We start from the raw sequence: 11,004 nt of genomic DNA on the forward strand, positions 1-11,004 counted from the left end.
GAACAAACGTTTCCTTCCGCTTTGCCAATTTTGGAAAATTCACGTGCGCACTTTGTCGCACCCTCGCCAATACTTGCGGTTTAGCAAAGCTCGCCAATTACTTGCGTTTTCGCAAAGAATGGGCCTCCCCCTATGGTACTCGGTGCCATCTCGATATCGGTCGGGATCCCGCAGACAGGATCGGACAATGTTTCATATGCGCAGCAAATCGCCGCCCCGTGGCGGCATACCGCGCGGGCTTGCCACCACCGGGCCCGTCCTCTTCTCCTATGGCTTCAGGCCGTTCTTTCTCGGCGCCGGTCTCTGGGCCATCGGCGCGATGGCCGCATGGATCGCAACATTGAGCGCCGGCATCGATATCGCGGGGGGCTATGGCGCTGCGCACTGGCATGCCCACGAAATGCTGTTCGGCTTCTCGTCCGCCGTGCTTGCGGGCTTTCTTCTGACCGCGGTGCCCAACTGGACCGGCAGACTTCCCGTGTCCGGCCTGCCGCTCGCCGGGCTCTTCGGTCTCTGGCTTGCGGGCCGGTTGGCGCTGCTCGCAACGGATCTGCTCGGCCTGACGCTGGCGGCAGCGATCGAAGCACTGTTTCTTCCGACGCTACTGGCGATCTGCGCCCGTGAAGTAATCGCGGGACGGAAATGGAAGGACCTGAAGGTGATCGGCGGATTGGTGCTGCTTTCCTGCGCCAACGTGCACTTCCACCTTGCGGTGCTCGAAAGCGCTAACGTCGATACCGCTGCAAGGCTTGCGATCGGAGCCTATGTCATGCTGATCATGATCGTCGGGGGGCGAATTCTCCCGAGCTTTACGCGCAACTGGCTCAACAAGCTCGGCCGCACTGATTTTCCGGCGCCCTATAATCGCTTCGACACGGGAGCGATTCTGACGGGCATCGCCGCGCTCGCTTCCTGGGCGCTGGCGCCGGAGCATGTCCTGACGGCGGCAATCGCAATGGTCGCCTCCCTGCTTCACGTTGCTCGCCTGGTTCGCTGGCGCGGCTGGACGACCCATCCCGAAAAGCTGCTCGTCGTGCTGCACGTCGCCTATGCCTTCGTGCCTTTGGGTTTCGCCGGGATTGCCGCCGGCGCGCTCGGCCTGCTCGGGGAGTATCCGGTGATGCATATTCTGACAGTGGGCGTCATTGCCTGCATGATGCTGGCGGTGATGACCCGCGCGAGCAGGGGACACACCGGTCGGCCGCTGACGGCGTCGCCCGTCACCAACGCATCTTACGTGGCGATCATCTGCGCTGCGCTGGTGCGGCCTTTCGCGGAAATCGTGCCGTCCTATTACCATGTACTGGCGGCCGCATCGGGCGCCTTGTGGATATGCGCATTCGCGCTGTTCTGCATGGAATACGGACCGATGCTGGTGCGCAACCGCCGCTCGCCCCGCGGCGCCGCCTGAAATCGGTTGGAAGCCGTTATCAAATGCAGAGGCCTGCCTGCCGGCGGGCTTCTACTGCTTGAGACGCAACAGGGCCCGTCGTGCTTCGTCAGCCAAGGCATGGTCCGGGTGACGGCGAATGAAGCGCTCGTAAGCCTCGACCGTGTTCTTCGCCTTCACGCGCTCGAACTCGGACCTGACGGCGGTGTCGGGATCCGGAGGTTCCTGCATCTGCACCTCACCTGCGTTCGTTGCGCTTGGCACAGAGGTCGACAAACCCATCGCCAAGATGGCCAGGCCAACCGATGTCAATAATCCGCGGAACGCCACAAAAATGTCTCCAATTTTAACGATCGGCTTACGAGAATCGTATCTCGTGAAGGCATATCGTCCCAATCGCGAGCTTCCTGGCGCAAGGCGCCGCTACTCAAGATCGGGAAATTTGCATGAGCGGAACGGGTAAATCCATCAAAATTGTGAAGGCAACCGGGAACGGCCTGATCGATGGGGTTCTCTCGAATGTGGCCTGGAACGGCACTATCACCTATGCCATTCCAACATCGGCCGGCAACTACAGCTACAGCGGGGAAAAGAACAGCGGTTTTGCCGCCATATCGGCCGCACAGAAAAATGCGGCGCTCTTCGCGATGGAGCAATCGTTCGGTTCCGCCGCCAATGACGGTTTCTCCGTCGAAGGCTTCACCAACGCCAGTTTCGCGCTCGGCAGCGCCAGCACCGCGACAGTTCGTTTGGCGCAGTCGAACATGCCGAAGACGGCCTACGCCTATTATCCCGGCACCAACTTTCAAGCTGGCGACGTCTGGTTCGGCACGGCCTATGCCGGCACCGCCAACGACTATCGCACGCCCGTGGCCGGAAATTACGCCTGGCATACGCTGCTGCACGAGCTCGGACACGCACTCGGGCTTTCGCACGGGCATGAGGCCGACGACTACGGTGCGCTGCCCGCGCAATACAATTCGGTCGAATATTCGATCATGACCTACAGCGGCTTCGTCGGTTCCGGCAATACCTATTGGTACGAGCGCTTCGGCGCTCCGCAAACCTTCATGATGGCCGACATCGCGGCGCTACAGGAAATGTACGGCGCCGATTTCTCGACCAACAGCGGCAACACCGTCTACAAATGGACGCCCGGCAGCGGCGCCACGCTGGTAAACGGCGCAACGGCCATCGCCCCGGGAGCCAACCGCATTTTCTCGACAGTCTGGGATGGCGGCGGCACCGACACCTACGACCTTTCAGCCTACAGGACCGGGCTCAAGATCGACTTGCGGCCGGGCCAAGCCTCGACCTTCAGCGAGGATCAGCTCGCCTATCTAGGCGGCGGCCCGAACGGCGGCTTCGCACGGGGCAATGTCTTCAACGCCTTGCTCTACCACGGCGATACGCGCTCGCTGATCGAAAGCGTCCTGGGCGGATCGGCCAGCGATTCGATCACCGGTAACCTGGCCGCCAATACGCTGCGCGGCAATGCCGGCAACGACACGTTGAACGGCGACAGCGGCAACGACTGGCTCGACGGCGGCATCGGCAATGACGGCCTCTCGGGCGGGGCGGGTGCCGACGTGCTCTATGGTGGCGCCGGAGCAGACAGGCTGACGGGCGGGACCGCCGCCGACAGGTTTCTCTTCAGGACGCTCACGGACACGACAGTCACGACGACCGGCCGCGACACGATTTACGATTTCGTCGCCTCGCAATCGGACAGGATCGATCTTTCGGCGATCGACGCCAATTCGGCCGCGACCGGCAACCAGGCGTTTGTCTTCGTCGGAACAGCCGCGTTCGCTGGCGGCAAGGGCGAATTGCGCTACGTCCAAGGGGCGTCCGACACTTATATCTACGGCGACGTTAACGGCGACCGGAAGGCGGACTTCGCCATTCACCTCGATGATGCCGTTGCCCTGCAGAAGGGCTATTTCGTTCTCTGAGCGGAGGTGCGCTTTGCGAAAAGGGTTGGCGGCCGGGAATCACGTCGCCTCTCATCGCCCATATGGTTGCACGGCCGCGGCCATCCTGTCCGGCGTCCAAGGCGGCTCATAGGTCAGCCGCACCTCGGCATATTCGACGCCGGGTACATACCAGACGCAGTTCTGTACCGCCTCCTTCAGGAAGGCGGTCGCCGGGCAGCCCTTCACGGTGGTCGTCATGGTGACGCGCACGACGCCTCCCACCAGCGCCTCGATGTCATAGATCAGACCGAGATCGACGACGTTCGATCCCAGTTCCGGATCGATGATGATCCGAAGCGCGTCGCGGATCCGCTCGACCAAGTCCCCGGTATCAGGCGCCGACATGGTGCACCGGCTTTCCGACGCGGATGAGGATGCGATAGACCTCGCCGCTCGCATCGAAATTTCCGGCCCAGCGATGGCCGCGTTTCGCCAGTTCGGGATAGAGAAAGAGCGGTTCGCGCGAAAGCAAGGCGAAAAGCACCTCGCCGACTTCCATCTTCTCGACCGCGGCGAGAATGCGCACCATCGGCTCGGGCGGATCGAGCTCGGTCAGATCGAGCTGGCGCACCGGATCCGGCCATCCGTCCAGGTCCATGTCCCCAGCCGACATGCGGATATCGTCAATCTCGCCCTCAGGGGTGAACAGCACGAGCCAATCGCCGTCGCCGAGGGCCTCTTCCTGGTGGGAAAATCCGCGCCCGGCCATGACGCTGAAAAGCGGCACCGGCCTGAACGAGGCAATGAGCTTCAGGCCCTGTCCAGGCGCCAGATTGTCGACGGCATTCATGATCACCTGGAAGGGATCACCGCCGCCGCGCAAGATCGGCCGGACATCGAGTTCATGGGGTTCGGGGGTCATGGCAGTCTCCATAACTGAAGGGATGGCAGGAAAAGATGCGGACGGACCGCACCCGTTGGCAAGCGAAGGCTCGCCGGTACGTTCGAGAGCCGGCGCGCCCGGGTGAACTCCAGGACAAGCGCGAGGATCGCAACCAGTTGGCAAAGGCTGGCAAGCCGGAAGAGCGGCACCGCGCCGACCGAGAGACTGAGGGTGGCAATCAGGACGGACACGTAAAACGCTCGAAACCAGCCGAGCGCCCGCCTTTCGACGACCAGATCCTTGACCCGCGGTGTCGGGGTTCGGCCGAGAGCGGGGCCGTAGCATTCAAGCCAGGTCATGAAAGGAATGATCTTGTAAAGTTGCGCAAGGCCCATGCCCGTCAGCCAGCCGAAGGCCACAAGATAAACCAGCGAGCCAATACCCTGTTCCATGCGACCGGTCACGAGCAGCCCTACGAGAAGAACGGCGGCGGCGATGAGGGCGCCAAAGGCGCCGATGCTGGCGCGGGTGTTAAGCTCGATTTCACGCCTCCTTCGCTCCCGGTAAATCCTGAACATGTCGCCGGCATAGACCACGATGGCAAGAACACCAAGGCAGGCGGCAATGAGCAGGCAGCCAAGACGGCCGGGCACATCCATCAAAACCAGCGGGATCATGCCCGCGACAAGGCAGAGCGCGCCGCTGCCGGACAGCCAGACGATCCTGCTGCTGCGACGCTCCGCATCCGGCGACAGCATGAACATGGTCAATAGACGATAGCTGACGCCCATCGTTGTGAAGGTCAGCCAGCCGCACAGGCCGAGCGCGGCATGCAGCGAAACTCCTTCCAAGGTGAGCGCGATCGCAGCGTCGGACGCGCCCGCTCCGCCAAGAACGAAAGCATAGGTTCCGCCAAGCGGGATCGTCACCGCCAGTGCGGCGAGACCAACGACGACGAAACGCGCGGTCAGCGGCAGCGGGCGTGCGCGCCACAGCGTCACGGTAAACGCGACCCCGATACAGGCAAAGCCGGCTATCGTCACAACCGCCGCCGCCGGCAGCACGATCGGCGGCAGATCGATACTGCCGGCAAGACCCACAAAACCTATGATCAGGCCGGCGATACCGACGACGAGAAGCACCAGCGCGGGAAAGGCGAGATGGGCGCAGCAAAGCGGCCGGCCGACAAGGACCGGCACGAACTGCAGCAGCGCACCCGCCATCAGCAGACTCAACCAGCCGAGCGCGATCGTGTGAACCAGCGCCAGGGTCTCGGGCGCTTCAATCGCAGCGGCCGGATATCCGTAGCCGAGGACCATCATCGCCTCGCCGATCAGGAGAAAGGCGAGCGCGGCCGCAAAATAGGACATGGTCCAGCGGGAAAGCGTGGCGCCGAACATCTCTATTCACCTGCTTGACCGGATCACGTGAAGCAAGCGAAGTCACGCGATCGATTCTAGTAAGTTAGAGCGGGACGGGGGCGGAAAACCGCGCTCATCCCGCTCTGATAGGAAGGAGCTGAGCGCGGGCGCCGCTCAATGGCTACCACAGCAGCATTCGCAACCGGAGGCCTCATGGCGCCCGATCTCGACGCGCCATACGTCGGGTCCCTGCTCCAGATACTCCCAGAAGAATTCGCCCGGATATCTCGCTTCGAGCTGGTAGTGGAGCGGGCGTGGGTCGTGGTCATTGACGATGATGAAGGAACCACCGGCGGCGAGGGCATTAAGCATGCCGAAAATCTTCGGATGGCGCTCCACCGGGGGAATGGTGCGGACGTCGATGGAGGGCTTTGATTCCGTTTCTGCAGTTGTCATGAGGGATCCGTTCGCCGCCGACATTGTTGCTCTCCGGGGCAAGGCGGCGCGGTCGCCTCGGATTTGAGAAAACTAGTCGGCGTGGCAACGCGACATTTTGTCGAAGCGCAAACAAATTCCGGATTGAGCAACGCGTCCACGACAGCGCCGCGCGTCTTATCAGACGCGCAAAGGACGCTGGGAGTGCTGCATGTTTTTGTCCTTAAATCGGCGACGAATTAAGGAAACATGCAGTACTTGGCATTTCGCAAAGAACCGCACGGCATAGCGCCCTACTGTCGGCTCATGAATTCCGACATGACCACAGGAGCCGCCATGCACGCCTCAATCCTTCAGAAGTACGGCGAAATGCGCCTGCCGCGTTACACAAGCTATCCGACTGCGCCGCGTTTTGCGGACACGATCGATCACCAAACCTATTCCGAATGGTTGGCGGCGATACCGCGCGCGCAAGACGTATCGCTCTATCTGCATATCCCCTTCTGCCGTTCGATGTGCTGGTATTGCGGCTGTCACACGACGATCACCCGGCAGGACGAGCCGATCCTCGACTATCTCGCGGTCTTGAAAGACGAGATCCGGATGGTGGCGGGCCGCACGCGGCAACCTCTTCCAATCGGCGAAGTGCATTTCGGCGGCGGCACGCCGACGATCATCGAGCCGGAGGAATTCCTTGCGCTGATGAATCTGTTGCGCGAGCAATTCTCCTTCGCCGGCTCAACCGGCATCGCGGTCGAGATCGATCCGCGCCGGCTGACGGTCGAGATGGCGGAAGCGCTCGGCGCCGGCGGCGTCACCCGTGCCAGTCTCGGCGTGCAAAGCTTTGATCCGGTCGTCCAGAAGGCCATCAATCGCATCCAGAGCGAGGCCCAGACGGCAGACGCCGTTCATCATCTGCGCCGCTCCGGCGTCGACAACATCAATTTCGACCTCATCTACGGCCTGCCGCATCAGACCGTCGGCTCCTGCATCGCGACGGCGAAGGCGGCCCTGGCGATGCGGCCGGAGCGCTTTGCCGTCTTCGGCTACGCGCACATCCCCTCCTTCAAGAAGCACCAGCGCATGATCGACGAGAACGCGTTGCCGGACGGTGCCGCACGCAATGCCCAGGCGGTGGCGATCAGCGAGACCCTCGTTGCCGCCGGCTACCGGCAGATCGGCCTCGACCACTTCGCCCTGCCGCACGATGACCTCGTGAAGGCCCAGGAAGCGGGAAAGCTGCGGCGCAATTTTCAGGGCTACACGACCGACAATTGCGAAACGCTCATCGGTTTCGGCGCGTCTGCCATCGGCCGTTCGCAGGAAGGCTATGCGCAGAATGAAGTGGCGCCCGGCCTTTACGCCCGCCACATCGCGTCCGGTCGCCTGGCGACGGCAAAGGGATATCGCCTGACCGGCGAAGACCGCATGCGAGCTGAGATCATCGAAAGGCTGATGTGCGACTTCAGCGCCGACATTGCTGCGATCGCCGCGGCCCACGGTCTCGACGCGCATCCGCTGATCGACCAGAACGCCAAGCTCGCTGCACTCGCCGAAGACGGCGTGCTGGACGTTACCGGCGGCGTCATCCAGGTACGGCAGGATCACCGCTTCGTCGTTCGCGCTGTCGCCGCCGTCTTCGACGCCTATCTCGAGCAATCGCAGAGGACGCACAGCAAGGCTGCGTGAAGGTATGGGTGCGGTAAGCGAAGCGCCCGGCTATCCTTTGCCGCCCGCAAATGCGATCAGGTTGCCGTCAGGATCTCGCACGATGAAGGTGCGAGTTCCCCACGGCTCTGCCCTCAAGCTCTGGTGGAATGTGACGCCTTGGCTCTGATATTCCAGAAATAGCGATTTGGGATCGTCGAGGGTGAGTGTTGCGGAAAGCGCATCACGTTCTCTCTCGCGAAAGCCGCTGTCAAAAACAGGGCCGCCAACTTTTCGCAGGTTCAAGCGGCCGCCGTCGCGAAACACCTGAGCATAGAACGGCGGCTCCCCGTAAGAGAACGCGATGTTGAAGCCGAGCTTCTCAACATAAAATCGGCACGCTATCTCGATGTCCGAAACGAAGAGCTGCGGCTCTGCCGCCGTGATGACAGACGTGTTATTGGTGGCTGCTGGTCCGGTCATGGTGTCGATCCCTTTGATCAGCGCGGCCCAAGTCGCGAAACCGTGTTTTCTGGCGACAAGCTCCTGCGCGTCACTGAGCCTGAACTCCGCCTCCAGGACTTCTGCATCGCTTAAGTCTCGGAATTTGGCCAGCGCCGACCTGATCTGCTCCGCCACAGGATAGTACCGTTCACGGTGCCATCGCAGGTACAGTTTGGCTTGCTTTCTGAGGTTTTCGCTATTTGGCATGGGCGCGCTACGGTTTGAGTTTGTCGTAGGCGGGCAATGCCCCTCCGGCTCGCAAGCCGACGCGCCCTACAGCAGCACGATTGATGCTAGCCCAGCGGAATTGCTGCCGCAAGGGGAGCGACGCAGCCGCCGGCCGCGGCACCGCGTGAGGGTTTCGCACCCTCATGCGGTCAGCGAGGTTGAATACTTGGCCCTAAGATCCGGGCTGGCCTATCCGGCAAGCCCGCGATAGATGGCGGGAAGTGCGGCCGGTAGCCGGGCAATGTTGCCGACCATGGCATAGCCGTTCTGGCCGAACATCGTCGGCACATAGGATCGCGCCTCGCGGTCGACGGTGACGGCAAAGGTGCTGATCCCGCTTCGGCGCGCCTCCGACACGGCGCGCCGACTGTCTTCCAGCGCGAAGCGCCCCTCGTAGTGGTCGACGTCGTTCGGCTTGCCGTCGGTCAGCACCAGAAGCAGTTTCTTGCGGTTCGGCTGCTTGCGGAGTTCGGCCGAGGCGTGCCGGATCGCGGCGCCGATGCGGGTGTAATAACCGGGCTTGAGCGCAGCGATCCGCGCCTCGACGAGACCGCTCATCGGCTCATCGAAAGCCTTGACCGTTTCCACTCGCACCCAGTCGCGCCGGCGCGACGTGAAGGTCAGGATCGAATGGTTGTCGCCGCAGGCGGCCAAGCCATGCGCCAGGATCGTCAACGCCTCCTTCTCGACATCGAGAACGCGGTGGTTATCCGACCAGGAATCGGTCGACAGGGAAACGTCGACAAGGATGGTGACGGCGAGATCGTGCGCCTGCGGCCGGCTCATCAGATGAATGCGGTCGCTTCCCTGGCCGCCGGCCGCAAGGTCGGTGCGCGCGCGAACGACGGCGTCGAGATCAAGGTCGGCACCGTCAATCTGCGCGCGCAGGATCTCATGACGCGGACGCAGCACCTCGAACTGGCGCCGCACACGACGGATGAGGCTTTGCGTTTCCGAGGTCAGCTCGGCGCGGTCGCCGAGTGCGGAAGCGGGGAAAGCCAGTACGCGGCAATGGTCCTTGAGATAGGTGCCTGTACGGTAGTTCCACTCCGGATAAGTATGTTCGGCCGTCAACGGTGTGACGTCGACCGCCTCGGGCGGCAGGTCCAGATCGAACCGGAAGCGTGCGGACGGGCGCCCCTTCCGTTCGCCGAGTGTCATCTCGTCCAGCTCTTCCGCAGCCTTCGCGTCATGATCGTCGCTGTCGTCGGCCGGCCGGTCGACATTGACCATCTCCGCCATCGCAAGGATCTTCTCGAAGCGGTTTAGAATGAAGGGGCTGCGGTCGCCCTTGCGGTTCTCGGGGTTCTCGCGGGTCGCGACATGACGCTCGGTCTCGACGGCGGGCGACCCCGCCCTACCCTGCGCGGGCTCATCGTCCTCGCGCCGAGTTTCCGTCTCAGAGCGCACCAATGCATCAGGCCAGAGCGGCAGAGGCAACATCGGCAAATAGCCGGGCGGCGCCCGATGCGGGAAGATGACCGGCAAAGTCTTGTCCGGCTCCCCAGTGGCCTTCCGCAACATGCCGAGAATACGGTTTTCGACATGTTGCTCCACGGACGGCAGCGTGCCTCGGGTCCGCTCGGCAAGGACGGCTGCCGCCAGACGGCGGTAACGCGGGCGCATGCCGGGAAACTGATGCAATACGCCCGTTACCGTTTCTTCCGCACGGGCGAGTGCGGCCAGATCGCGGCGGAGCAGATCGGCCTCCGCCAGGGGTTCCAGCGACATAGTCGCCATATAGGCGACAAGCCAGAAATAGAGGTCGCGATTGAGATTCTTGTCCGGGAAAAGATCGATTTCCGCCGGCAGCATCAGCGATGCGTGGTCGCGCCCGGGCTGCGTGAGCTTTTCTTCCCCGAGACCCACCCTCTGCCGCCACTTGAGCCTGTGGGCGGAAGTGCGCCCGCGTGCCGGGGCGATCTGCACTGCGCCCTCGCCGCCGTGCCCCCGAAACGAGATCGAGAGCACCGGTAGAAGATCGGCGAGCTGGACCGCGTGCTCCGGATGGCGCCGCCACGTGCGCGTGTTACCAATGAAGCGGTGCCAGGCACGGCCGACCGTTTCTTCCAGTTCGAGGAAATCAAGCATCGCCAGGACCTCAGGCTATCAGGGAATCGGCCACTTCCAGCAAGGCGACCCTGACGTCGGGCTCGTCGGTCAGGGGCTCAATCATGGCGGCTCGAACAGCTTCCTTCGCCGGCATCCCGGCGTCGATCAGGCTGGCGCAGTAGACGAGCAGGCGGGTCGAAACGCCCTCTTCGAGATCGTGCCCCTTGAGCGCCCTGAGACGCGCGGCGAGATCGACGAGCCGTGCGACCTGCGCCTCCGCAAGACCGCTTTCCGCCGAGACGACGGCGATTTCCTGCGCCTTCGGCAGGAAATCGAATTCGATCGCAACGAAGCGCTGCCGCGTGCTGGGCTTCAGGCTCTTGAGAAGATTCTGGTAGCCGGGATTGTAGGAGACGACCAGCATGAAACCGGGCGGCGCCTCGAGCATCTCGCCGGTGCGCTCCAGCGGCAGCATGCGGCGATCGTCGGTCAGCGGATGCAGGACGACGGCGACATCCTTGCGCGCCTCGACGATCTCGTCGAGATAGCACACGCCGCCCTCCTCTTGGCGTTCATCAAAGCCAGGCT

Annotated in this window: 11 protein-coding genes; 3 read left to right on the plus strand and 8 right to left on the minus strand. The window is 62.8% G+C overall.

What is annotated here, in order from left to right; genetic code table 11:
• Nucleotides 1–187 precede the first annotated feature (187 nt).
• Entirely contained in the window at nucleotides 188–1,411 is a 1,224-nt protein-coding gene (locus QN224_RS09200) for an NnrS family protein (protein ID WP_283976406.1), read from the plus strand.
• Nucleotides 1,412–1,462: 51 nt separating this feature from the next.
• On the opposite strand, the gene QN224_RS09205 is transcribed toward QN224_RS09200, so the two are convergent.
• On the minus strand, nucleotides 1,463–1,621 hold the full coding sequence (locus QN224_RS09205; protein ID WP_173511888.1) for a hypothetical protein: 159 nt from the start codon (nucleotides 1,619–1,621) through the stop codon (nucleotides 1,463–1,465).
• 215 nt (nucleotides 1,622–1,836) lie between these two features.
• On the opposite strand from QN224_RS09205, the gene QN224_RS09210 reads away from it, so the two are divergent.
• Nucleotides 1,837–3,345 (plus strand): M10 family metallopeptidase, encoded by a 1,509-nt coding sequence (locus tag QN224_RS09210; protein ID WP_283976407.1) that lies wholly within the window; start codon nucleotides 1,837–1,839, stop codon nucleotides 3,343–3,345.
• Between the two features lie 51 nt (nucleotides 3,346–3,396).
• On the opposite strand, the gene QN224_RS09215 is transcribed toward QN224_RS09210, so the two are convergent.
• From QN224_RS09215 to QN224_RS09230, 4 genes are all read right to left on the minus strand, one after another.
• The gene (locus QN224_RS09215; protein ID WP_283976408.1) at nucleotides 3,397–3,711 is read right to left on the minus strand and encodes a metal-sulfur cluster assembly factor; all 315 of its coding nucleotides are present in this window, start codon (nucleotides 3,709–3,711) and stop codon (nucleotides 3,397–3,399) included.
• Entirely contained in the window at nucleotides 3,698–4,228 is a 531-nt protein-coding gene (locus QN224_RS09220; RefSeq protein ID WP_283976409.1) for a DUF2249 domain-containing protein, read from the minus strand. Before QN224_RS09220 ends, QN224_RS09215 begins: the two co-directional genes overlap by 14 nt.
• Entirely contained in the window at nucleotides 4,225–5,589 is a 1,365-nt protein-coding gene (locus QN224_RS09225) for a hypothetical protein (protein ID WP_283976410.1), read from the minus strand. The genes QN224_RS09220 and QN224_RS09225 overlap by 4 nt, the downstream gene beginning before the upstream one ends.
• Nucleotides 5,590–5,724: 135 nt before the next feature.
• Nucleotides 5,725–6,006, minus strand: coding sequence for a DUF2249 domain-containing protein (locus QN224_RS09230; RefSeq protein ID WP_283976411.1), 282 nt, complete (start codon nucleotides 6,004–6,006; stop codon nucleotides 5,725–5,727).
• Between the two features lie 315 nt (nucleotides 6,007–6,321).
• On the opposite strand from QN224_RS09230, the gene hemN reads away from it, so the two are divergent.
• Entirely contained in the window at nucleotides 6,322–7,674 is a 1,353-nt protein-coding gene (gene hemN, locus QN224_RS09235) for an oxygen-independent coproporphyrinogen III oxidase (protein WP_283976412.1), read from the plus strand.
• A 30-nt stretch (nucleotides 7,675–7,704) separates the two neighbouring features.
• Here hemN and QN224_RS09240 read toward each other — a convergent pair whose 3' ends face one another.
• The 3 genes from QN224_RS09240 to QN224_RS09250 all read right to left on the minus strand — a co-directional run.
• A complete protein-coding gene (locus QN224_RS09240; RefSeq protein ID WP_283976413.1) occupies nucleotides 7,705–8,343 on the minus strand; it encodes a VOC family protein in 639 nt (212 codons plus the stop codon).
• 210 nt (nucleotides 8,344–8,553) lie between these two features.
• A complete protein-coding gene (locus tag QN224_RS09245; protein ID WP_283976414.1) occupies nucleotides 8,554–10,455 on the minus strand; it encodes a nitric oxide reductase activation protein NorD in 1,902 nt (633 codons plus the stop codon).
• 10 nt (nucleotides 10,456–10,465) lie between these two features.
• The coding region (locus QN224_RS09250; RefSeq protein WP_283976415.1) for a CbbQ/NirQ/NorQ C-terminal domain-containing protein at nucleotides 10,466–11,004 on the minus strand (539 nt) is incomplete at its 5' end.

It is taken from the genome of Sinorhizobium sp. 7-81 (assembly GCF_030124405.1).
Classification (GTDB): Bacteria; Pseudomonadota; Alphaproteobacteria; order Rhizobiales; family Rhizobiaceae; genus Sinorhizobium; species Sinorhizobium psoraleae.